Origin of the sequence: Nonomuraea spiralis (assembly GCF_014648435.1) — a bacterium.
Classification (GTDB): domain Bacteria; phylum Actinomycetota; class Actinomycetes; order Streptosporangiales; family Streptosporangiaceae; genus Nonomuraea; species Nonomuraea spiralis.
On the sequence record NZ_BMRC01000040.1, the window covers coordinates 28,901 to 51,249 of the forward strand.

Consider the following 22,349-nt stretch of genomic DNA (forward strand, 5'->3'; position numbering starts at 1 on the left):
CGAGGACCTACGGTGGGAGACGACGGCCGCATCGGCACCGCCTGGGAGAGGAAGGGTGTCGGGCATGGAGTTACGGCAGTTGCGCTATTTCGTGACGCTGGCTGAAGAGCTGCACTTCGGCCGCGCCGCCGCCCGCGAGCACATCGTGCAGTCGGCGCTGAGCCAACAGATCCAGCGGCTGGAACGCGAGCTCGGTGTGCGGCTCCTGGACCGCAGCACCCACCACGTCGACCTGACCCCCGCCGGAGCCGCCTTCCTCGTCGAGGCGCGCCAGATCCTCCATCACGTCAGCCGGGCCGGGCATGCCGCACGCAACGCCGCCGCGTCCGCGCCCACGCTACGCGTCGGCATCATCGACGCCGGCTACGACACCATGCCGCAGATCCTGCACGAACTCCAGGACAACCATCCCGGCATCACGATCCACCAGATCGAAGCAGGCACCCCCGAGCAGTACCGGCAACTGGCCGACGGCCGCCTCGACATAGCCATCGGACGCGCCTCCCAGACCCCGGCCGAGATGACCTCCAAACTCATCAGGCTCGATCCCCTCGGCGTGCTGGTCCCCGACGACCACCGCTTCGCCGTCCTCAACGGCGTACCCGTCGCCGCCCTCGCCGACGAACTGCTCCTGCTCGGCGAGGAATCGCAGACGCCGGAGCTCAACCAGTTCGTCCTCGCGCTGTGCCGCTCGGCCGGGTTCGAGCCCACTCTCTACGAAGGCACCGTCGAGAGCTCCCGGGCTGCCGCCGACCTCGTACTCCAGCACCGCTGCGTGCACTGCGTCCCTTCCTCCTTCCGCTCCTCCAACCGGCCCGGCACCACTTGGCGGCCCCTGACCGACCCCACCACGTACTACCCCTGGTCCCTGCTGTGGCACGACGCCAACCCCTCCCCGCACATCGCCGGCGTCATTGACACCGCCCGCCACCTGGCCGAACAGCTCGACTGGCTCGAACCCGTCGCCCCGGCCACCGAACCGCCATCCGGCGAAGACGCGCCGGCAGCCACCAGCAGCCGCAGCGACGAGGCTGTCTGACCCGCCTGGCGGGACTGGTGCGGGCGATGGTTGGGGTGGCTGGAGGTCAAAGCCGCGGATCAAGCACCACTCGACGAGTTATGAAGCGCTACAGGCCCTTGATCACGGGCCTGCCCTCGACTTGCCAGGCATTGAACATCTGTTTAGTCTACTAAACATGTGTTCAGCATCGTCGGACCTGACCGCCCAGGCCAAGATCCGCAACGCGGCCATCGCGCACTTCGCCCGGGACGGCTTCGGCAAGACCGGCCTGCGCGCCGTCGCGGCCACCGCCGGAGTGAGCCCCGGCCTGGTCATCCACCACTTCGGCAGCAAGGAAAGGCTCCGGAGCGTCTGCGACGACCACGTCCTGCGCATCCTGGTCCAGCGGGCCGACAACGCCGGCCCGAGCGGCATGCAGGACCTTTTTCGCGAATACCTGTCCAACCCGGAGGAATACCGCCTCCAGGTGCAGTACATGCTGCGCGCGATCGAGGAGGACACCCCTGCCGCGGGCACGTTCGTCGACACGCTGGTGGCGGAGTCCGAGCAGGTCCTGCGGGCCGGGATCGCCGACGGCTCGATGCGACCGTCCTCGGACGTGCGGGCGCTGGCGGTGCTGACCGTGCTCAACAGCGTGGCCACGCTGACCATGCCGCCACCCCTGGCGCGGGCGCTGGGCCACGAGCGGTTCGGCCCCGACGTGCTGCGCCGCCTCGCGCTCCCCACGCTGGAGCTCTACACCCACGGGTTGTTCACCGACGACACCGCGCTGAAGGCAGCTCGGGCCGCGCTGGACGAGTCACCACAGAAAAGGGACTGACACGATGGCCATCACCCTCCCCGACCTCACGCCGCTGGAGAACACGCTCTGGCTCACCCTGGCCGGCAAAGCGCTCGACTACCAGGCCAAGCACCCGATCCTGCGCGACAAGACCGCGTACGACATCGTCAGGAAGCTCGACTACGACGCCGGGCAGTTCAAGCTCTCAGCCAGCCCCGTCGTGGGCATCGCGCACCGCTCCTTGGTCATGGACAACATCGTGCGGCAGTTCATCGTCAAGAATCCCGACGCCGTCGGGCTCGACCTGGGCGCCGGACTTGACACCCGTGTCTACCGCGTCGACCCGCCCGCCACCGTCGAGTGGTACGACGTCGACCTGCCCGGCGTGGCCAAGGCCAGGCAGCTGCTGCTCCCCGAACGCCCCCACCTCCACACCATCGGCGCCGACCTCAACGACCCCCGATGGATCAGCGAAGTCCCCGCCGACCGCCCCGCCGTGATCGTCGCCGACGGCCTGATCGGGTTCCTGTCCAAGGAGGAACTGGCCACGCTCCTCGACCGCCTCATCCGCCACTTCCCCACAGGGGAGATCTGCTTCAACGGCTACACGAGGTTCCATGTCTGGGCGGCCAGGAAGTACGCCGGCACCCAGTCCGTCGTCCCTTTCCTGAGGTCTCCCGGCTTCGACACCCCGCAGGACATCGAGCGCCTGGAACCCCGCCTGAAGCTGGTACGCGAGATCCTGCTGGGCCGCGAGCCCGAGGTCGCCGACTACCCGTGGACGACCCGCCTGGCCAGCTTCCTGACGGCCTGGAGCACCTCCATCTCCCGCAAGGGCACCGCCATCCAGCACTATCGCTTTTAGAGGCTTCAGGCGGGCCCGGACAGACTGGTGACCAGATGGCTTGCTCGGGCGGCGGCATATGACCCTGGTAGGCCGCCGTCGGCCTCACCGATGTCGACCGGCTCGGCGCCCATGCTGTTGCGTTCTACGGTCCCGGCACCGCGATCTTTCCCAGGACGAGTTGCTGTTGCCGCCCGGTGCGCCACTCGACCATCAGCACGGTGGCGTCGTCCTGGAGCCGGCCGTGCTGGTGCTGCAGGATGCTGTGGATCAGCCGGCGGAGTGTTTCCGGGGCGGACGTGCCGTCGGCCTCGTGACGGACGATGAAGTCGATGAAGCGCTCCAGCCCGAAGGGTTGCCCCTCCTTGCTCTGGGCCTCGATGACGCCGTCGGTGTAGAAGAGCAGCCGGTCCCCGGGTTCCAACTGGTAGCGCAGCAATCCGGTGGACAGGCCCAGGCAGATGCCCATCGGCGGATCGGGCACGCTGTCCAGGGTGGCGACCTGCTGGCTTTTGCGGATCACCAAGGGTGGGTGGTGCCCTCGGTTGACCCAGTTCAGCCAACCGGTCCGCAGGTCCAGATCGGCCAGGACGCCTGTGGCGAAGCGGTCGATGAACTGCTCGTCGATCGCCGCGTCGATCGCCTCGCTCGTCGCGGGCAGGTCCTTGCCTTGGCGGCGGCTGGTGCGACCGGCCCCCATGGCGATAGTGGCGGTCAGGCCGGCCGCGGTGTCGTGTCCCATCGCGTCGAAGATCGACACGCGCAGTGTGCCGCTGTCGATCGCGTAGTCGTAGGCGTCGCCGCCCACCTCGTAGGCAGGTTCCAGCGCGGCGCTGACCACCACGTTGTCATCGGCGAAGGCTCGCGGTGGGAGCAGGTTCCACAACACCTCGGCCGACAGCGTCATCGGCCGAGCGCGTACCAGGCGCGCATAGGAGTCGCTGTGCGGGCGTTTGCTGATCACCAGCAGCGAGACGAGGGAGGCCAGCCGGCCGGCCAGCAACCCCACGCTCTCCGACCCCTGCGCCACGGTCACTCCCAGGACGCCGACCCGCTCGGTGTCGTTCAGCAACGGCACCCACAGGCGCTGCGGCCCGTCGCCCGCCGGTGACGTCGGCGCGGTCTCGGGCGCGGCGGGATCCAGCACGTGGCGGGCCTCGACGATCTCCATGTTGCGGAAGGCACGTCCTGCCATGGTGACGTCGATCCGGATCGTTTCGAGCGGGTTGCCGAACACATCACGCTGCCCGGTCAGCGGGACCAGCACCTGCTGCTGCAGGTCGGCTACGTAGATCATGGTCTGGGAGAAGCCCACCGACCGTCCGTACTCGGCGACCAGGCCCGGCAGATCGTCCAGCGAGGAGAGTTGGCTGGCGCTCAGCAAACCGCCCAGCATCTGCTCGCCATCACCGGTCACCGCGATGCCTTCCCTGGAGGCCCTTCCCCTTGCACTAGTTCTTCTTCCCAGCTGTACGAGCTTCTCCCAAACGCGCTGACCAGGGCTAACGCCTCTCGGTTCCGCCCTGGCGCGGGGTGCTGGTGCGCAGCGTGTGCTTGCCGGCCACCGTGCGATGGTGGCCGAGGACGTCGGGGGGCTGCCAGTGCACATCGCTGGCCCAGTTCAGGCGTTCGAACAGGCTGATGAGTGCGGCTGAGGGATCGATCTGGCGGCCGCCGCGGCCGTGCCGGGCGCAACTGGGCTCACTGTGGTGGCCGTTGTGCCAGCTTTCTCCGAAGGACAGCAGGGCCAGCGGCCACAGGTCGGTGGAGCGGTCATGGCGGCGGGCTTTGTGCGGCCGCTCACCGATCATGTGGCACAGGGAGTTGACGCTCCAGGTCACGTGCTGCAACAGGGCGATACGGATCAGGCCGGCCCAGATGAACGCGGTCAGCCCGCCGTAGAGGCTGCCGCTGATCGCCCAGCCCACCGCGAACGGCAGGAGGAGGGAAGCGGCGCAGAAGGCGGGGTAGGCGCGGGAGATCCGCAGCATGGCCGGGTCGTTGCGCAGCAGATCGGGAGCATACGTCGTGGCCGAGGTGGGTTCGCTGGAGAACAGCCAGCCCAGGTGGGCGTGGGCCAGGCCGCGCAGTCGTCCGCCGAGACCGGTGCCGTACCGGTAGGGGGAGTGCGGGTCGCCGGGCCGGTCGGTGAAGGCGTGGTGGCGGCGGTGGACGGCCACCCAGTCGATCAGGTTGCCCTGGAAGCTCATCGACCCGGCCACGGCCAGGACGGCGCGGAGCCACGGACGGGCGGTGAAGGAGCGGTGGGTCAGCAGGCGGTGGAAGCCGACCGTCACCCCCAGCCCGGTCACGACGTAGAAGACGACGGCCAGGAGCAGGTCGGTGAGGCTGACATCGACTCCCCACGCCAGCCAGATGCCGGCGCCCAGCGCGAGGAACGGCGCGATCACGGTTGCGGCGGTCAGTGTCACCGGGGTGGTACCGGCCCGCGCCGGTGTCGCAGGCCGAGGGAACGGCGAACTGCCGTCATAGCCGGCCGGGGTGAGCTCGCGGGTGGGTGGTATGCCGGTCATGCGATGATCGGGAATCGGTTGCCCAGGCCGGTGATGTGCAGCAGCCGGGCCATGCGCGGCGGAACGCCGGTCAGGGCGAGCGTGATGCCCAGTGACCGGGCCCGGCCTTGAGCGCCGACCAGCACGCCCAGCCCGCCGGCGCCGCAGAAGGTCACCTGGGACAGGTCCACGACGAGCAGGCCGGTGCTGTGGGCGAGAGTGTCGATAAGCCGCCTGCGCAACTTAGCCGTGGTGAAGATGTCGATGTCCCCCGCCAGGTGCACGAGGGTCGGCGCCGAGGCGCCCGCCTCGCCGAGCGGGGCGGTGTCGATGACGGTCATGGAAGCCTCCTGTGGAGAAGCTGGAAGGGGATGAGATGCCTGCCGGCCGGAGATCGGCCCGCCGCCGGACAACGGGCGATGCCTGGACCGCTCAATCCGGCCGGCAGGCGGCACGTGGGTCACGCCGGGACTGGCCGTGCCGTGAACGAGGCCGCCTTCCGCCCGTTGATCGACCCGCCCTCGTTCTCCCAGCGGGCTGAGCCGGCCGTCGCACGCGGACCGGGGCCCGCCGGCAGGTGCGCCAGAGTGAGAATGGCGTCGGCCGTCAAGCCGGCGGTGTCCTGAGCGGTGAGCTTGAGCACGGCCTCGGCGGCGCCGGCGGCGGTTCCTGACGGGATGATCAGCAGGACGACCGGCTCGCCGGACGCGAAGCTGAGAGTGATCATGCGCGGGTCGGTGTGGCGGAACCAGCCGACGCGGATCTGTCGCCCGCGGGCCGGGATGCGGCGCGGGATGTTCTGCCACGCATCGCAATGCACGCCGACGCGGAGCGTGACCCGATCAAGCAGTCGGTCGACGGCGGCGATGAGACCGGGCAATTCCGCGGCGGTGTCACTGGAGTAGGGCCACCAGGCCCCGTCCACCACCGATCGACGATTCGGCACCGGGTGGAGACTGAGCCGTAGTGCGGAATCGACCCGAGGCATCGCAGAGGAGGTGGGGCTGAGCGGTGCGGGCTGAGAAAGAAGTGTCGGCGTCATGGTGGCTGACCTATCCGGGCCCCTTCGAAGGGGCCGGTGGTGGTTCGCCGGGGGCGACGCAGACCTGAGTGCCAACGCTCGAGAAGTCCTCGGTACCTTCAGTCTACCTCCTACTTCCGGAATCACATAATTCCGGAAGTAGACTTTGTGGATGACTTCCGGAAACTCGCCCTCGGGAATCACGGAGCCGGCCGGAGTCGCTTCCGGAAACCCGCGCCGGTCGCGGGCCGTCCCGCTCCCCGCTCCCTACGCCGCCGTCCTGGCCGACTACACCGCCGCACTTGAGCGCGCCCCGCTGGCCGACTCCACCAAGACCAAGTACACCTCCCGGCTGCGCGGCTACCTGGACTGGCTGGCCGTCCAAGCCGACGCCGCCGCCCTGGACGGCGATCCGCTCACCGATGCGGTCGCGGCCGCCGGCGCGGTACGCGACTTCCACCGCCACCTCAAGGACGGCCGTCGCGCTCCCAACACCATCGACGCCTACCTGTCGGCCATCGACGACTTCTACGCCCGCCGCGGCCTCGGCAAGCCCCAGACCCAGCGCGAACGCGACTCCCGCCGCACCGCCCCCCGAGTCCTGGACGCCCGGCGCACCCGCCGCTACATCCGCCACGTCCAGCTCACCGCCTCCCCGCGCGACAAAGCCGTCGCCCTGCTGCCCTACTACGCCGGACTGCGAATCTCCGAAGTCGTCGGCCTCGACCTGACCGACGTGCGCCTCTCAGCCCGCACGGGCGAACTTCGCATCCGCGGACAGGGCCGCGACGGCGGCAAGATCCGCCTGCTGCCCGTCCACCCCGACCTGCGCCAGGCCCTGACCGACTGGCTGGCAACCCGCGCCGGCTGGAAAGGAGCCGGCACCCACCCAGCGCTGTTCCTCAACCAGCGCGGCGGTCGCCTGAGCGACCGCGCAGCCCGCGACATCATCACCGGCCTCGGCGACGCCGTCGGCCTGGGCGACGACCCCACGGAGCCCTTCAGCTCGCACGTCCTGCGCCACACCTTCGCCACCCAGCTCATCCGCCACGGCACAGACCCCGTCCTGGTCGCCGAACTCCTCGGCCACGGCTCGTTGGACACCACCCGCCGCTACGGCCTGCCGACCGAAGCGCACAAGGCAGCCGCCTTGAACGCCCTGATCAGCGACCACTAACCTGTACTGACCACAGAGGTCAGGCACAAGCACGACACGATATCGATGATCTTGTGAATGGGTGAGGGCCTTCGGTTCGGTGTGGATTGCGACATCTACACGCCGACCAGAAAGGCCCTCATGCCTCACCGTAACGCGCCGCTGACCGAACTCGGACGCCTGCGCCTGGCCCGCTGTGCTGGCCCGGCTGAACGACGCTCTGGTCCGCCAGCGCGTCAACGACCACTTCCTGACCGCGGTGTGCGTGATGCTGCGGCCGGGCCCTGACGGCGGCGTGCGCGGAGCGAGTATGCCGGGGACCACCACAGCGACGACACCGCCCTGCTGCTCCTGCGCGTACCCACCGCTGAGGAGAAGCCATGACGACCGGCCGTACCGAACCGCGCCGGTGACAGGACGGACGTCGCGACACATCAGAGAGCGGGCGCGGGGCAGAGGGCCCCCGAGAGGAGGCGCCGATGCCTTCGCAGCCGACGTCGAACGACCCGCCGCCCTTGCGGCTCAGCGTGCGCGCGGCGCCCCCGGGCCAGGTGGTGGCCGTACACGGCGCGCTGGACCTGAACACTGCCACGCACCTGGAACACGAAGTGATCAAAGTGTGCCGGCAGCAGCACCCACCGCTAGTGATCATGGACATGTCCGGGGTGGAGTTCTGCGACTCCTCCGGACTGAGCAGCCTGGTCCGTGTATGGAGGCAGATCGACCATGACGGCGGCGCGCTGGCCTTGATCGGCCTGCACGGCACATGTGAGCAACTGCTCCGCAGGACCGGCCTGCTGGGGCGCATATTTCCCACTCACCCCACTCTGGCGCAGGCACAGGACGCGCTGGCCCGGACACGGCGGTGATCGGCAAACGACCATCGTCAACCCCGGAACCCAAGACGTTGACAGGTGACCTCGCGCGTGCCGGCCGCCCTGATGGCGTTCACCTCCGCGGTGCTCACCGCAAGCCGGCGCGGCTCCACGCAGGCCGCCGGGCCCGTGACGCAAATTCTCTGCTTCAACTTTCCTTTACCGAAGCCGGGAAGTGCGCCTATTTCCGACCGGTGGGGAAGTTTCCCGTGCGTGGACTCACCTCAGGAGCGCCTGTTGCGGTTGGTGCCTGCGACCTTGGCGAGGATGGCCGCGTGGTGCGCGTGCCTGATCGTCATCGGCATCGTGGCCAACTATGTGCTCGGTTTCGTGGCGACGATGCGCATCGTCGCCCTGCCGGTGGCAGTCGCCCTGTTGCTGACCGCGCTGCTGTTCCCGCTCACCCGGCGGCTGCGCGAGTCGGGGCTGCGGACGATCTACGCCACCTGGGTCACCATGCTGGTCGCGCTCGCTGTGCTGGGCGGGACGGGCTGGATCATCGGCGTGCGGGCAAATGAGGAGTTCCCCGGCCTGTTGACACAGGTCAGGCAGACGGCCAAGACGGTGGAGGGCTGGCTCTACACCGGCCCTCTGCACGTGAAGCCCGTTCAGCTCAGCGGCTGGGTGGACGAGATCGCCAAGCTGGTCACCGAGCGGCAGCAGCAGATCACCTCGACGGTTCTGGCGGGGACCGTGGTGGTGGTGGAGGCGCTGGCTTCGATCGTGCTCCTGCTGTTCGTGACGTTCTTCCTGCTCAAGGACGGTGACCAGATCTGGTCCTGGTTCCTCAAGGGGTTCGGCCGGATGGCGCCGCGGGTCGACCGGGCCGGGCGGACCGCCTGGACCACGCTGTCGCACTACGTGCAGGGCACGGTGGCCGTGGCCGCGGTGCACGGCGTGCTCATGGGTGTGGTACTGGCCGTCATGGGAGTCCCGCTGTGGGCGGCACTGGCCGTACTGATCTTCCTGGCCAGCTTCGTCCCGATCGTCGGCATCCTCTTCGCCGGCGCGGTCGCGACGCTGGTCACGCTCGGCGCGAAGGGCCCGATCTACGCGCTGATCTTCGTCGGCATCCTGATCGTCGAGCAGCAACTGGAGAACCACGTGCTCCAGCCGCTGATCGTCGGCCGGGTGCTGCACTTCCACCCGCTGGCGATCATCATCGTGCTGGCCGTCGGCGGCATCCTGGCCGGGATCGCGGGCGCGGTCGTGGCCGTGCCGATCACTGCCATCCTCTACCGGGCCGTGCCCGAACTCTTCAAGGACGACCCGCTCGCCCTCCCGGCGGGAGCGGCCCCGGAACCACCGGCGAAGGCGGTGCCTCCCGGGAAGGAACCCGGACAGAAGGATTGACGGGCTCGGAGGCGGGCGCGGGTGGTGTCCGGGCCGTGGCGGCCTCATGCGGGACGGGCGCGCCCAATCCGTTGGCGGCGGGATGTCCCCCGCCCGTCTGAAGCTTGGCATCGACCACGGGTGTGGCTTCCGTACGTGTGGGCAGGTGAATTGCTGTCCAGGGGGCGAGAGGACGCTGCCGTGTGGGGGAGGAAGTCGGCATGGCTTCGTCAGGAACAGGTGTCATCGAGCGGGCCGGCGCGGCACCGCTCATCGGCGGCCGTAAACCGTTCGCGGCGATGGTCGCGTTGTGGGTGTTCGTGCTGGTGCCGTTCGCGGCGCTGGCCGCCGCCGTGCCGGTGGCCTGGGGGTGGGGGCTGAGCTGGGCCGACGTGGCGATGGCCGCCTCGGCTTACGTCCTGACCGGGCTCGGCGTCACGGTGGGCTTTCACCGCCATCTCACCCATGGCGCGTTCAAGGCGGAGCGGTGGCTGCGGATCGGTCTGGCCGTAGCCGGTTCTCTGGCGGTGCAGGGCTCGGTCATCCAGTGGGTGGCCGACCACCGGCGCCATCACGCCTTCGCCGACCGTGACGGCGACCCGCACTCGCCCTGGCGTTACGGCAGCAGCGTGCGCGGCCTGGCCAAGGGGCTGCTGTTCGCACATGTCGGCTGGATGTTCGGGCGTGACCTCACCAATCGGAAACGTTTCGCCAAGGACCTGCTCAACGACGCCGACATCGGCCGGGTGGACCGGTTGTTCGGACCGCTGGTGGCGGCCTCGCTGCTGCTGCCGCCCGCGATCGGCCTGCTGGTCACCGGCACCTGGCGCGGCGCGCTGACCGCATTCTTCTGGGGCGCTCTGGTACGGATCGCGCTGCTGCACCACGTCACCTGGTCGATCAACTCCATCTGCCACGTCTTCGGCGAACGGCCGCTGATGACCCGCGCCGGAGACCAGGCCGCGAACTTCTGGCCACTAGCTCTCCTGTCATTCGGCGAGAGCTGGCACAACGGCCACCACGCCGACCCCACCTGCGCCCGCCACGGCGTGCTGCCCGGCCAGATCGACCTCTCCGCCCGGCTGATCCGACTGCTGGAGCGGCTCGGCTGGGCCCGTGACGTGCGCTGGCCGACCCCGGCGCGCCTGGCCGCACGACGCCGCGAGCCCTCCCCATGACCGGCTCCGAGGAGGTGCGGCTCAGCCTCGATCCCGACCTCGCACGTCGAGGCGCGGTGGACGGCGCGTGGTGGCCCGCCGGCTACGACGCCGGCGCGGAACTGCCCGCACTGATCGCCGCCATCGACCAGCGGCTGGAGCGGCGGGTCCTGCGCGTCGGCCTGCACGTCGACACCTGGCACAACATCCCGCATCGCATCGCCGCCCCCGGCCGCCAGGTCAGAGTGGGCTGGTTCCGCACCATCGACCCCCACCTGATCAACCTCATCATCCCGGGGATCGAACACATCAACCTGCTCGTCATCCCACCCGACACCACACCCGCAGCCGCCGAGAAGGCACTCGACCTGGCCACCCGATGCCGAGGCCGCACCCGCTCCGGCGACATCCTCACCGCCGCAGACCACGACGGTCCCGCCGACACCGCCGCCGAGGAGGAGCAGCGCCTGGCCGGTTGGGACAACGAAGGCGGCCGGACCCGACAGCCCGCCCGCGAGGACCCCACACTCTGATCACGCGTTCGGTGGCGCGGTTCAGCGGTGACGCCGCCTCCTGCTGAGCGGGTGGCGGCGACCTGCGGAAACGTCCCTGCCGTCGTTATCGCGGTACAAGCCGCCGGACTCATTCCCGATTGTCCCGACCGAAACCCGCACCCCCTGGGGCCACACTCGGGAGGAGGACGCCGCCACCTCAGGGGGCCTGCTCTGCCTTGATCTCGCTGTCGAGCTGGACGCCCGCGAGGCGCTCGGCGTCGGCCGGCGGCAGGTGCCGGAAGGTGAGGTCGTCCAGGGCGTGACGGAGCGCGATCCGCTCCGCGCCCTCGGGAAGAGCGCGGCGACATTCGTCAGCCGTGATCGGCGCGCGAAGCTGATCGACATCGGAGTTGTCGGCAAGAGTACGAGCGCCCCGATACGCGTGGGTGGGAGCGGACGAGTTACCGGGTTCTCCTGCCCGTACTCGTGATCAGTGCATCGAGGGCGGCTCGGCCCTCTTCGGCGCGATGTGGGATCAGCAGGAGGGTATGGGCTCGTTCCAGCCGGGCGTCGATGCCCTCCCACTGGGCGACCGAGGCCGCCAGCGCGTCCGGGTCCGCGTGGAGCCTGCCGCCGGCGCGAGCCAGGCATGCCGAGGCCCAGTGGTTCTCACCGGTTGTCAGGAGCGCGGTCGCGAGCCGGTCCGGGGCGTCGGGCAGCCCGGCGACGACAGCCAGCTCGGCTCCCGCCGCCTGCGCGTACGCCGCGTAACGTCCCATGGAGAACGTGCCGAAAGCCCGCTCCACCAGGGCGGTGGCGTCGCTCAGGTCGCCGGAGTGCAGCGCGGCCCGGGCATCGACGAACGCGCCGAAGGAAGTCAGCCGGGCATGCCCGGCCTGCGCGTGGTCGACCACCACGCCGGCTCTGTGGCGCCAGAGCCGGAATCGCACCCGGTCGTCCAGGAGTCCGTGGGCGAGCGCGATGGCCGACACGGAAGGCAGCAGCCATCCGGCCGGGGGGCGGCCGGCTCGTTCCCAGCCCTCCCACATCCGTTCGCCGTAGCGCAGGGCCGCGCCGAGGTCTCCGGTGAGGACGAGCGCGGGGATCAACCTGCTGGCCGAAATGTAGGGGTGGTCTCCGACGAGGTCGTCGGCCATCATGAGCCGACCGGCGCTGATCGCCGCGGGCAGATCTCCCGCGACGATCGCGTCGGTGCAGGCCACGTGAAGGGTGTCCACGATCTCGATGGCCGAACGCGGGTCGTCGCGGTCCATCTCCGACAGCAGTGCCAGCCGCTCCTCGGTGTATCGCCGGGCTTCGCGATGCCGGCCGGCCCGTACGGCTGCGGTCGTCACCGCGTCGAGCCCCGCGCTGATGAGCACGGCGTCGCGCGTCGTCCGTGCGATGTCGAGTGCGCGGGCGGCCAGGGCCGGGTCCGGGTCGAAGGCGCCCGGCCGCTCGGTCCAGGCTGCCGCCGTGGCGAGTGCCGCCGCCACGACCGGGTCGCCGGGGTCTCCGGCCTCGGCGGCTTCCGTGAGATCACGGCGTAGCCGTTCGCCGGGAATGCCCTCGGGGAAGGAGGCGAGAAACCTCGCCCCCGTCTCCACCGCACGGGCCAGGGCGACCGCGCGGCCGTTCTTGTCGCCCGCGGCATGGGCCTGTGCCGCTGAGGCGAGCAGCAGGTCGAACACGTTCTGCCCCGAGATGTTGTCCAGGGAGCAGTCGGCCGCGTTCCGCAGGTCCTTGGCCGCTTCGGCGGGGCCGGGCGCTCGTTCGGCTGCCTGCCGGTAGTGGCCTTGAGCCTCGGCCAGGAACCGGCGGGCGAAGGTGAGGTGACCCAGCGAGCGGGCCAGCCGGTGCGCCGCCCCGCCCGGTCCGGGCGGGGCGGCGGCCAGCGCCGCACGCAGATCGTCTGCGACCTCGTCGAACTCCCGCCGCCAGACCTCGGCGCCGTCCTTCTGGCCGTCTTCGATCGGCGCCGCTGTCCCGGCGCCGTGCTGTCTGGCGGCGATCACCCGCTCCTGCATCGCCGTCGCGGTACCGGCGGCCCACAGCAGATGGAGTTCCCGAGCCGCGTCGTACTCGCCGGAGTCTCGTAACAGGTCCTCGGCGAAGGCTCTGACGGTCTGCAGGAGCCTCCATCGACTCGCTGTCCCCGGGGCGCGTACGACGAGGCTCTTGTCGACGAGTCGCCCCAGCACATGGCTCACGGCGCCGGGTCGGCGGCCGGCGGTGAGCGCCGTCGCGGCGGCCAGGTCGAAGCCGCCGCAGAACATCGACAGTCGCCGGAACAGCGCCTGTTCCTCCTGGTCGAGCAGGTCGTGACTCCATTCGAGCACCGCGCGCAGGGACCGATGCCGCCGGTCGGCGGCCCGTCCTCCGGTGAGCAGCCTCAGCGTGTCGTCGAGCGCGACGAGCAGCCCGGCAAGCCCGAGAGAGGCGCTGCGGGCCGCGGCGAGTTCGATGGCCAGGGGAATGCCGTCGAGCCGGGCGCAGATCTGCGTCAGCAGGGCCGGGTCGGCGTCGAACTCGGGATCGGCCGCGGTGGCCCGGTCGAGGAAGAGCGCCTCCGCGTCGGAGGCCAGGGGCAGCGGACCGATCGGCACGGTACGTTCGCCGGGCACGCCGAGGCGCTCGCGGCTCGTCACGAGGATCCGGGTGCCCGGACAGGTTGCCAGCATTCGCTCGGCGAAGCCGGCAGCGGTGTCCAGCACGTGCTCGCAGTTGTCGAGGATGAGCAGCGCCCGATCGCGGCGAAGCCGTTCGATGACGGCGTCCTCCAATGGCTGCTGGGCGCGCTCACTGACCCCGAGCACCTTGGCCGCCGCCTGCGCGACGAACCCGTCCCGTACGGGAACCAGATCCACGAACGCCCCGCCGGCCGGGTACGTGGAGCAGATCTCCGCCGCGAGGCGGCTCTTGCCCGCGCCGCCGGGACCCAGCAGGGTGACCAGCCGGGAGGCGCCGAACGCCGCCAGGACCGCCTCGTGTTCCCGTTCGCGCCCGACGAACGAGGTCATCGGGGTGGGAACCCCTGGGTACGGCCGATCCGGGATGTCGCGGTCCACACCGGCCTGCACCGCCTGCTGCGCCAGCTCCTGCCGGTCGGCCACGCCGTACTTGCGCAGCAGCGAGGCGACGTGACTCTCGACCGTGCGGACGGAGATGCGCAACCTGTTCGCGATCTGCGCGTTCGACAGCCGCGCCGCCACCGCCGCCAGCACCTCGGCCTCGCGCTGGGACACCTTTGCGATCATTCGCACATCATCACGTACGTGTGGACGTCACGGACGTCTCAGTGGCGAATCAGTGGAGTCCACGGATGTCGGACAGCTGCCACGTGAAGCATTCTGATCATGCAAGCGACGAACCACGAACACGAGGGAAACGACATGGACAAGGTCATTTCGCAGGACGGCACCGCGATCGCCTACGACCGGATCGGACAGGGCCCGGCGATGATCCTCATCGGCGCCGGCCCCACCGACCGATCCGCCAACGCGCCCCTGGCCGAGCTTCTGGCCAAGGACCTGACCGTCTACAACTACGACCGGCGCGGCCGTGGCGACAGCGGTGACACCGCCCCCTACGCGGTGGACCGCGAGTTCGAGGACATCGAGGCGCTCATCACCGCGGCGGGCGGGTCGGCGCACCTGTACGGCACCTCGGGCGGTGGCATCATCGCCCTGGAGGCCGCCGCCCGCGGACTCGCCGTCGACAGGCTGGCGGTGTGGGAGGTTCCCTACATCCTGCCCGGCACCCGTACGCCGGTGCCGGCCGACTACCGCGAGCAGCTCGTGGCACTGCTGGCCGAGGGCCGCCGGGGCGACATGTGCGAGCTGTTCCTCACCGCCGCGGTCGGCATCCCGGCCGAGTTCGTGGCCCCGATGCGCGACTTCCCGGGCTGGCCGGCGATGGAGGCCGTGGCCCACACGCTCATCTACGACGCCACCATCACCGGCGACTTCTCCCTGCCCGCCGATCGGCTGACCGGCGTCACGGCCCCCACCCTGGTGATCGACGGCGAGACCATCCCGTGGATCAGCAGCACGGCGCAGGCCGTGGCCGACCTGCTGCCGGACGTCCGGCGAGCCACCCTCACCGGTCAGCCCCACAACGTGGCCCCCGAGGCCATCGCCCCCGCGCTCGCCGCGTTCTTCACCGAGGCCACAGCGTGAGCACCATCGTCTCGCAACTGTTCGTGTCGCTGGACGGTGTCGTGGAAGCCCCCGAGCAGTGGCACTTCCCCTACTACGACGAGGAGATGGCCGCGGCCGTCTCCGGCCAGCTCGACGAAGCCGACATCCTCCTGCTCGGACGCCGGACCTACGAGGTGTTCGCCGCCTCCTGGCCCGGCAGAGGCGGCGAGGTGCCGTTCGCCGACCGGATCAACTCGATGCCCAAGCTGGTGGCCTCGACCACGCTGACCTCCCCGGCCTGGCAGAACACCACCGTCATCCCCGGCCCGGTCTCCGGCGAACTCGCCGCCCTCAAACAGGGGCCGGACCGGCACATCACCATCAGCGGCAGCCTGACCCTGGTGCGATCGCTGCTACGCGACAACCTGCTCGACGAACTGCACCTCCTCATCCACCCGGTCGTCCTCGGCCAGGGGGAGCGGCTCTTCGTCGGCGGCGGTCCGACCCCGCTGCGACTGGTTCACTCGGCCACCTTCGCCACCGGCGTCCTGCACCTGATCTATCACCCCGGCGCCTGACAAGCGGGGGCAGAAACCCGGTGGATTGGCACGGATTTCGAGGCGTCCGCTGCGCGGCCGCGGAGGCGCCGCTCAGTGGTCGCGTCTCACTGATCGCCGTCCCCGCGAGTGAATACCCATCCGGCGGCGTCGAGCCCGCTCAAGTGCTGGCGTTGCCGGTGACGGCGCAGGAGCGGATCGCCTCGGAGTCCGAGGCGATCGTGCGCCGGCCCCATCTGGCGCAGCGCTCGAAGCGCTCATCCAAGGGATGGAGCGAACAACTACGAGATCGATCAATTCGGTGATATGAAGGCGACCCATGTGACAGCCGTTGAACCGGGTCTCCGCCAACGGCACATGGGAACGGCCCGGCCCGTAAAGGGAAACGGGAATCTGTGGTGCTGTCGGTTCATCTATGGGACAAGTGGGTGGGCGATGAGCGAGCGAACGTTCGAAGTCCGACTGTGCGGGCGCCCGACCCGTTCGGGCAGCCCGTGCAAACAACGCGTCTACGGATCCGACGTGGCGTGCGGTATTCACATCACCGATCACGAACGGGCCCTGTCCGAGGCGTACCAGCGCGGCCGGCGGGAGGGGCACTCCGGCGGGTATGACAGCGGACGCTCGACGGCCCGGCAGGAGATCGAGCGACTTCAGCGGCGTGTCGCCGAACTGGAGCAGCATCTCGACGACGCCCAGCGCTACTACGAGATCAACGGCGACCAGGTCGTCGAGGTCGGCAAGTACGCCTATCGGTGGCGTGGACAGCCACCCCTCACGGTCGGCGAACGAGTGTTGCTTCCCGAGAACTGGGTCAGCCAGATGACTGAAGGCCGAGGAACGTTCGTCGGCGAGGTGACCAGGCTCGGCGCTACTTACCGCGGCCACCTGTCAACCATCGTCGGCAGAGCGAGAACCGACCGGAGCTGACCCATATCAGCGATCGGCCGCCGTTCCGGTGTTCCGTGCTCGCCACGTGCTCTTCGGTCAGCGACACGCGTAGACATTGGGCGACGGGCCTGGGTATTTTCCGGGCGGCATAACGCGGCAGAGCGACACAATCGAATACGCCAAGATTGTTCGCGACATAAAAGCTCGCGACTTTTAATCCGTAGGTTCCGGGTTCGAGCCCCGGGCGCCCTGCCTCGACGACCTGGGCGGACTCCCTGATCTTCTTGATCAAGAAGTCCGCCCGGTTGCATTTCCAGGTGCGGTCGGCGCCGGAGTGCCCGGCCCGTGCGGGCTGCGGCTTCGGTCGAGAGTGTCGCCGTGATGTGGGTGTACCGCTTCGTTTTCGGCGAGGCGGAGGTGTTCTTTCCATTTCCCGGCTCACCGGGCGACGTGGCTGATCGGCCGGAGTTGTGCGTGTAATGATGGCCGCATGCCCGCCTTACGCAGAGTCTCGTACATGGGAGCGGTGTTGTTGGCAGCCGTTCTCGTACTGGTCGCAGTCGTGACCATGGCCCCTACCGAGGAGGAGCGCCTCGCCGGTTCGGCCGGGAGCATGGAGGCGATCGCCCGCTCGTTGCGGGAGGGGGACGAACTGGCGGGGCGGACCGTCGGGAATCTCGCGTTCGAGAGGGTCTTTCGGGAGAACGGCCTGGTCTATTTCGAACAGGGCCAAGGGCGGCTGGGAGACCGGGCCTACGGCTATGTCTGGAGTCCCCTTGTGCGGCCACGGAACGTTGAGCACGTGGAAGGCCCGTGGTACGCGTACACGGATCTTGAGGACTGACCTCTCGGGTTGTTGATAGCCGGGGTTGCACGATCTGGAACGACGGTGCCTTCCGTTCGATCGGGCGAGGGTTCCGTACTGCGGGTGGTTCGTGTTCTTGAGCGTCGCGGGGTGGACGCTTACGCTCGCGCCATGCCCGTGATCGCCGTGTTTGCGGCTCTGCTGGTCGTTGTCGTGTTTCTCGCCAGGCGCCGGCTGGCGGTGGTGACCGTACGGGGGGAGAGCATGGTGCCGGCGTTGCGGCCCGGCGATCGGTTGCTCGTGCTGCGCGGGAAGGCGGTCAGGCGCGGGCAGATCGTGGTGCTTGAGGCGATCGGGCCGGGGATGCGGTGGCGCGAGGGGCCGCTGCCCGAGGTCGCGGCCACCGATTGGGTGGTCAAGCGGGTCGCGGCGCTGCCGGGTGAGCCGGTGCCGCCGGAGTGCCCCGGGCTGCCCTCCACCGTGCCGCCGGGGACGCTCGTGGTGCTGGGCGACGGGGAGGTCAGCGCGGATTCGAGACTGTGGGGACTTGTACCGGCCGACCGTGTTCTGGGGGTCGTCCTACGCACCCTTGTTAGTACGTCTTAACAGCCGCATACTCCAGTATGTCCGGACATTTCCTGACAACGGGGCTGGGATATGCGTCTGGTCTTTTCTGCCGCAGGACTGGCCGCGACGACCTTCACCATCTCCCCGCTGCACCACACCCTGTTCGCCGCCCTGTGCCTGCATCATCCCGGCTTCGCCGTACCCGGATCGCCCTGGCGGGATCTGGCGTGCAGGACGCCCGCCAGTGCCATGCCGTTCGTACGGCGTGTCCACCGCGCGCCGCACAGCGTGTCCGGCTTCCTCTGGGCCGACCTGCCGCTACCGCCCGGGGTGGGCACGCTCAACGACGAGCTCGACGTCCAGCCCGGTCTCGGCGACGTCGCCGACGCGCTACGCGCCTTCTACGTCAGCTGCGTGGCGCCCGAGTGGGACGCGATACGCCGCCGCCTGAGCGCGCACGTGAACCGCTACTCCGAGCTGATCTGCGTACGAGGGTTCGGCCGCACGCTGCCCAGGCTCACCCCCAGGCTGAGCTGGTACGGCTGCGCCCTGCAGATCGACACCTCGGGCGTGCGCCCGTCGCCGGTGGAGCTCGGTGACGGGGGCGTGGCGTTCTCGCCGCTGATGTGCGCCAGCCGCTGCTTCCTCGCGCTGGCGCCGCCCCGCGGCGACCGCAGGGCCGTCATCGCCTATCCGGTCAGCGACGAGGGCACCCGGCGCCCCGCCTCGGTGGACGCCCTGGCCCAGGTCGTCGGACAGGCTCGCGCCAGGGTTCTGCGCTCGATCGGCGGCGGTTCGGCGACCGGCGAGCTGGCCAGGTCGCTGGCGGTGAGCGCCTCCACGGTGTCCGAGCACGTGACGGCGTTGCGGCTGGCCGGACTCGTGGACACCTACCGCGAGGGCCGGGCGGTGCGGCACGTGCTCACCTCGCTGGGCCACGAACTCCTCAATTGCAGTGCCTGATTTGTCGCATTTCGGTGGCGGTCCGAAAGGATTGCCCATCCCCTGACCCGGTGGTGATGATCAGGCCGGAACAGCCCCTCTCCCCCCAGGAGGTCGGATGACTCGCACACTGAAGGCGTTGGGCGACCGGATGCTCGGCGCCCTGCTGCCCGCCAGCACCGCGGACGCCAGAGGGTGCCCCTACGAGTGCTGGTGCTACCACTGGCTCGACCACACCGCGTGGACCTGCGTGCGGCCGGACTGCACGACCTACGTGTCCTGCTACGAGTGCTGCTGACCCTCCACACCCCGCCCACGGCCCCTCCACAGGGGGTCGTGGGCGGACCCCATCCGTGAAGGAGTGTCATGCCGTACATCGAGCTGGGTTGCCGGGCCGTGCTCTGCCTCGTCTTCCTGGCCGCGCTGGCGGGCAAGGCCACCGGCTGGCGCGCCTTCGTGTCCTCCGTCCCCGGTCTGGCTCCGGGCCTGCCCGCCGCGCCGGTCGCGGTGGCCGTACTGGCCGGTGAGAGCGTCGCCGTAGTGCTGCTCGTCCTGGGCGAGCGCGCGGGATTCGTGCTGGCCGCCGTGCTGCTCGCGGCTTTCGCCGCCGCGATTCTGCGGGCCCTGCGCCGCGGCTCGACCGCCGCCTGCCGGTGCTTCGGCGTCACCGCCGCTCCGCTGAGCCGCGCCCAGATCGTCCGCAACCTGCTTCTGATCGCGGTCGCGGTCACCGGCTGGGTGATGCCGAACGGGAGCGTCGAACTCGCCGGGGTGGCACTGGCGCTGGCCGCGGCCGCGGTGCTCGCCGCCGTGCTCGTGCTCTTCGACGACCTCGCCGACCTTCTCCTGGAGAGGAACCTCTGATGCCGTACGTCATCGCAGCCCTGGTCATCGTGGGCGCCGTGAGCGCGCTCAACCTGGTGCTGACGCTCGCGGTGATCCGCAGGATGCGTCACGCCGAGCAGCACGCCGCTCCCTCGGGGCCGCCGCTGCTGCCGGTGGGCTCGACAGTCCCCGACGTGCGCGGGATCGGGCGGCCCGCGGTGATCGGCTTCTTCGACACCGAGTGCCAAGCGTGCCCCGGGCAACTGCCGCCGTTCCTCCAACTGGTCGCGGGCGCGGGCTACTCCCCCTCGCAGGTGCTCGCCGTCGTGTCCGGCCCCGGCGGGGAGAGCTATGCGGACGCGCTGCGCGGCAGCGCCACCGTGATCACCGAGCCCGCCAACGGGCCGGTCTGCCTGGCCTTCCCCAACTCCGCCTTCCCCGCCTTCTACCTGCTCGACGACTCCGGCCGGGTCAGGTCGCGCGCGGTCACCGTGGCCGGGCTCGGCGCCCCCGTCACCGCATGACCCACGATGTCCCGCCCGGCGTGCTGCGGCTGGCCGGGCGGGCCGTGACGGTGTGGGGGCTGGCCTGGCGGGCCGCGCCGTTCGCCGCCGTCTGCTCGGTGTTCGCTGTGATCGCTGGTGGCACGATGCCGGTGGCCGCCGCCTGGTGCACCAAGCTGATCCTGGACGGTCTGGCGGGCGGCCGTGCCGTACTGGTGCCCACGATCATGCTCGGTGTGGTGGGGCTGGTCGCCGCACTGCTGCCGCATCTGACCGAGTACACCGACGGGCGGCTGCGCCGCGGCATGGACCTGCTGACCCGCGAGCGCCTGTTCACCTCGGTCAACGCCTTCGTCGGCCTCGGTCCGTTCGAGAACCCCCGCTTCCGCGACCGGCTCAGGCTGGCCGAGCAGGCGGGGACGGGCGCGGCCAACCTGATCCTGGCCCCCGGCCTGTCGCTGGTGCGCGGGCTGGTCACGCTGGCCGGGTTCGTCGCCGCGCTCACGGCGCTGAGCCCGGTCATGACCGCGATCGTCCTGCTGTCCGCGCTGCCGTCGCTGGGGGTGCAGCTGTCGCTGAGCAGGCGCAAGGTGCGTCTCGCCTGGCAGGTCAGTCCGGCGATGCGTCGCCAGATCTTCTACGCCGACCTGCTGACCGAGGTCGAGCCGGCCAAGGAGGTACGGCTGTTCGGGCTGGGCACGTACCTGCGCGACCGTCTCCTCGGCGAGATCCGCGCGGTCAACCGCCAGGAACAGGCCCTGGAACGGCGAGCACTGGCGGGACACGGGCTGCTGGCCCTGCTCGGCGCGGCGATCGGCGGCGCGGGACTGATCTGGGCGATCGCCGGCGGCCGTCTCGGCGTGGGCGACGTGGCCGTGTTCGCCGCCGCCGTCGCCGGGGTGCAGGGCGCGTTGTCCGGCGGGGTCACCCAGCTCGCCCGGCTGCACCAGGCGCTGCTGGTCTTCAGCCACTACCGCGCCGTCGTCTCCGCCGTTCCGGACCTTCCCGTACGGCTCCCGCCCCGCCCGCTGCCCACGCTCCGCTCCGGGATCGAGCTGCGGGACGTCTGGTTCCGCTACGGCGAGGAGCAATCGTGGGTGTTGCGCGGAGTGGATCTCACCATCCCGCACGGCGCCTGCGTCGCGCTCGTGGGGCTCAACGGCGCCGGCAAGTCGACGCTGGTCAAACTGCTGTGCCGGTTCTACGACCCGTCGCGCGGGGCGGTGCGCTGGGACGGGACGGACCTGCGCGACGCCGACCCCGCCGAGCTGCGCTCCCGGCTGACCGCGGTCTTCCAGGACTACGTGGCCTACGACTTCACGGCCGCGGAGAACATCTCGCTCGGCTCCCTGGGCGCCTCGCCCGAGCAGGTCAGGACGGCGGCGCGGCTGGCGGGCGTGGACACGGCGCTGGAGCGCCTGCCGTACGGGTACGACACGCTGCTGAGCAACCGCTTCCTCGACGCGACCGAGGCCGCCGGTGTCGTGCTGTCCGGTGGCCAGTGGCAGCGGCTCGCCGTGGCCAGAGCGTTGATCAGGGGCGAACGCGACCTGCTCATCCTGGACGAGCCGAGCGCCGGGCTCGACGCGGAGGCCGAGCACGCGATTCATCGGAGGTTGCGCGAGCATCGGGCCGGCCGTACCAGCCTGCTGATCTCCCACCGGCTGAGCGCGGTCAAGGACGCCGACCTCATCGTCGTGCTGGCGGAGGGCAGAATCGCCGAGCAGGGCACCCACACCACGCTCATGGCCGCCGGCGGCGAATACGCCCGCCTGTTCACCCTCCAGGCCAGCGGTTACGCCATCGAGATCCACTGAAGACGTCGAGCGCGGCAAAATGGGGTGATCAGGCCGGAGCACAGGCCGAACACGTCGCCGTCCGCCGACTATGACGCGAGGCGGGGAAGAATCAGTCTTCGGTCGCGGT

Annotated in this window: 23 protein-coding genes; 18 read left to right on the top strand and 5 right to left on the bottom strand. The window is 70.1% G+C overall.

What is annotated here, in order from left to right; translation table 11 throughout:
* The first annotated feature begins 64 nt into the window (after positions 1–64).
* The 3 genes from IEZ27_RS48190 (at position 65) to IEZ27_RS48200 (ending at position 2,667) form a co-directional block, all read left to right on the top strand.
* Complete coding sequence (locus IEZ27_RS48190; RefSeq protein ID WP_189653382.1) at positions 65–1,039, top strand: LysR family transcriptional regulator; 975 nt, start codon at positions 65–67, stop codon at positions 1,037–1,039.
* A 157-nt stretch (positions 1,040–1,196) separates the two neighbouring features.
* The gene (locus IEZ27_RS48195) at positions 1,197–1,841 is read left to right on the top strand and encodes a TetR/AcrR family transcriptional regulator (RefSeq protein ID WP_189653383.1); all 645 of its coding nucleotides are present in this window, start codon (positions 1,197–1,199) and stop codon (positions 1,839–1,841) included.
* Between the two features lie 4 nt (positions 1,842–1,845).
* The gene (locus IEZ27_RS48200) at positions 1,846–2,667 is read left to right on the top strand and encodes a class I SAM-dependent methyltransferase (RefSeq protein ID WP_189653384.1); all 822 of its coding nucleotides are present in this window, start codon (positions 1,846–1,848) and stop codon (positions 2,665–2,667) included.
* 124 nt (positions 2,668–2,791) lie between these two features.
* On the opposite strand, the gene IEZ27_RS48205 is transcribed toward IEZ27_RS48200, so the two are convergent.
* The 4 genes from IEZ27_RS48205 to IEZ27_RS48220 all read right to left on the bottom strand — a co-directional run bounded on the left by IEZ27_RS48205 (position 2,792) and on the right by IEZ27_RS48220 (position 6,201).
* Positions 2,792–4,063 carry a PP2C family protein-serine/threonine phosphatase gene (locus tag IEZ27_RS48205; RefSeq protein ID WP_229825019.1) on the bottom strand — a complete coding sequence of 424 codons (1,272 nt, stop codon included), beginning with the start codon at positions 4,061–4,063 and terminating at the stop codon, positions 2,792–2,794.
* An 85-nt stretch (positions 4,064–4,148) separates the two neighbouring features.
* Positions 4,149–5,180 carry an acyl-CoA desaturase gene (locus IEZ27_RS48210; protein WP_189653385.1) on the bottom strand — a complete coding sequence of 344 codons (1,032 nt, stop codon included), beginning with the start codon at positions 5,178–5,180 and terminating at the stop codon, positions 4,149–4,151.
* A complete protein-coding gene (locus tag IEZ27_RS48215; protein WP_189653386.1) occupies positions 5,177–5,500 on the bottom strand; it encodes an STAS domain-containing protein in 324 nt (107 codons plus the stop codon). Before IEZ27_RS48215 ends, IEZ27_RS48210 begins: the two co-directional genes overlap by 4 nt.
* A 119-nt stretch (positions 5,501–5,619) precedes the next feature.
* Entirely contained in the window at positions 5,620–6,201 is a 582-nt protein-coding gene (locus IEZ27_RS48220) for a DUF5994 family protein (protein WP_308427365.1), read from the bottom strand.
* A gap of 151 nt (positions 6,202–6,352) precedes the next feature.
* Between IEZ27_RS48220 and IEZ27_RS48225 the strand changes: the two genes are divergently transcribed.
* The 5 genes from IEZ27_RS48225 (at position 6,353) to IEZ27_RS48245 (ending at position 11,233) form a co-directional block, all read left to right on the top strand.
* A complete protein-coding gene (locus IEZ27_RS48225; RefSeq protein WP_189653388.1) occupies positions 6,353–7,357 on the top strand; it encodes a tyrosine-type recombinase/integrase in 1,005 nt (334 codons plus the stop codon).
* Positions 7,358–7,815: 458 nt separating this feature from the next.
* On the top strand, positions 7,816–8,205 hold the full coding sequence (locus IEZ27_RS48230) for an STAS domain-containing protein (RefSeq protein WP_189653389.1): 390 nt from the start codon (positions 7,816–7,818) through the stop codon (positions 8,203–8,205).
* Between the two features lie 273 nt (positions 8,206–8,478).
* Positions 8,479–9,564, top strand: a complete 1,086-nt coding sequence (locus tag IEZ27_RS48235; RefSeq protein WP_189653390.1) for an AI-2E family transporter — start codon at positions 8,479–8,481, stop codon at positions 9,562–9,564.
* A gap of 200 nt (positions 9,565–9,764) precedes the next feature.
* A complete protein-coding gene (locus IEZ27_RS48240; protein WP_189653391.1) occupies positions 9,765–10,721 on the top strand; it encodes an acyl-CoA desaturase in 957 nt (318 codons plus the stop codon).
* Positions 10,718–11,233, top strand: a complete 516-nt coding sequence (locus tag IEZ27_RS48245; protein ID WP_189653392.1) for a DUF5994 family protein — start codon at positions 10,718–10,720, stop codon at positions 11,231–11,233. Before IEZ27_RS48240 ends, IEZ27_RS48245 begins: the two co-directional genes overlap by 4 nt.
* Before the next feature lie 422 nt (positions 11,234–11,655).
* On the opposite strand, the gene IEZ27_RS48250 is transcribed toward IEZ27_RS48245, so the two are convergent.
* Positions 11,656–14,451, bottom strand: a complete 2,796-nt coding sequence (locus IEZ27_RS48250; RefSeq protein ID WP_189653393.1) for an ATP-binding protein — start codon at positions 14,449–14,451, stop codon at positions 11,656–11,658.
* A 135-nt stretch (positions 14,452–14,586) separates the two neighbouring features.
* Between IEZ27_RS48250 and IEZ27_RS48255 the strand changes: the two genes are divergently transcribed.
* The 10 genes from IEZ27_RS48255 (at position 14,587) to IEZ27_RS48300 (ending at position 22,240) form a co-directional block, all read left to right on the top strand.
* The gene (locus tag IEZ27_RS48255; protein WP_189653394.1) at positions 14,587–15,372 is read left to right on the top strand and encodes an alpha/beta fold hydrolase; all 786 of its coding nucleotides are present in this window, start codon (positions 14,587–14,589) and stop codon (positions 15,370–15,372) included.
* Positions 15,369–15,911, top strand: coding sequence for a dihydrofolate reductase family protein (locus tag IEZ27_RS48260; RefSeq protein ID WP_189653395.1), 543 nt, complete (start codon positions 15,369–15,371; stop codon positions 15,909–15,911). The genes IEZ27_RS48255 and IEZ27_RS48260 overlap by 4 nt, the downstream gene beginning before the upstream one ends.
* A gap of 501 nt (positions 15,912–16,412) precedes the next feature.
* On the top strand, positions 16,413–16,820 hold the full coding sequence (locus IEZ27_RS48265) for a FliH/SctL family protein (protein WP_229825020.1): 408 nt from the start codon (positions 16,413–16,415) through the stop codon (positions 16,818–16,820).
* Between the two features lie 478 nt (positions 16,821–17,298).
* Positions 17,299–17,625, top strand: a complete 327-nt coding sequence (locus IEZ27_RS48270) for a hypothetical protein (protein WP_189653396.1) — start codon at positions 17,299–17,301, stop codon at positions 17,623–17,625.
* 132 nt (positions 17,626–17,757) lie between these two features.
* Entirely contained in the window at positions 17,758–18,192 is a 435-nt protein-coding gene (locus tag IEZ27_RS48275) for a S26 family signal peptidase (protein ID WP_229825021.1), read from the top strand.
* 51 nt (positions 18,193–18,243) lie between these two features.
* Positions 18,244–19,116 (top strand): ArsR/SmtB family transcription factor, encoded by an 873-nt coding sequence (locus IEZ27_RS48280; protein ID WP_189653397.1) that lies wholly within the window; start codon positions 18,244–18,246, stop codon positions 19,114–19,116.
* A gap of 97 nt (positions 19,117–19,213) precedes the next feature.
* Positions 19,214–19,393, top strand: coding sequence for a hypothetical protein (locus IEZ27_RS48285; RefSeq protein ID WP_125645566.1), 180 nt, complete (start codon positions 19,214–19,216; stop codon positions 19,391–19,393).
* Between the two features lie 68 nt (positions 19,394–19,461).
* Positions 19,462–19,959 carry a MauE/DoxX family redox-associated membrane protein gene (locus IEZ27_RS48290; protein ID WP_189653398.1) on the top strand — a complete coding sequence of 166 codons (498 nt, stop codon included), beginning with the start codon at positions 19,462–19,464 and terminating at the stop codon, positions 19,957–19,959.
* Complete coding sequence (locus tag IEZ27_RS48295) at positions 19,959–20,444, top strand: thioredoxin domain-containing protein (RefSeq protein WP_189653399.1); 486 nt, start codon at positions 19,959–19,961, stop codon at positions 20,442–20,444. The genes IEZ27_RS48290 and IEZ27_RS48295 overlap by 1 nt, the downstream gene beginning before the upstream one ends.
* Entirely contained in the window at positions 20,441–22,240 is a 1,800-nt protein-coding gene (locus IEZ27_RS48300) for an ABC transporter ATP-binding protein (protein ID WP_189653400.1), read from the top strand. Before IEZ27_RS48295 ends, IEZ27_RS48300 begins: the two co-directional genes overlap by 4 nt.
* Positions 22,241–22,349 lie beyond the last annotated feature (109 nt).